Origin of the sequence: Sedimentibacter sp. B4, assembly GCF_000309315.1 — a bacterium.
GTDB lineage: Bacteria > Bacillota > Clostridia > Tissierellales > Sedimentibacteraceae > Sedimentibacter > Sedimentibacter saalensis.
On sequence record NZ_CANG01000112.1, the window covers coordinates 1 to 216 of the forward strand.

1 protein-coding gene is annotated in these 216 nt (G+C 73.6%); it reads left to right on the plus strand.

The features are described from left to right. Window positions 1–216 (plus strand): tRNA (adenosine(37)-N6)-threonylcarbamoyltransferase complex dimerization subunit type 1 TsaB (tsaB, locus tag BN358_RS10340; protein ID WP_083851570.1); only part of this gene is annotated, 216 nt, incomplete at its 3' end.

Genomic DNA, 216 nt, shown 5'->3' on the forward strand with positions numbered 1-216 from the left:
CTGGTGCGTCGCGTTCTCGCCGAGGCGGGTGCGAAACCTGCGGAGTTGTCCGGCATCGCGGTGGGCGTCGGTCCGGGGCCCTTCACGGGACTGCGGGTCGGCGTGGCCGCAGCGGTCACGATGGCAGAGGCACTCGGGATCCCCGTCCGTGGTGTCTGCAGCCTCGACGTGGTCGCCCTCGAATGGGCCGGACGCCCGGACGCGCCGAGCGGGGAG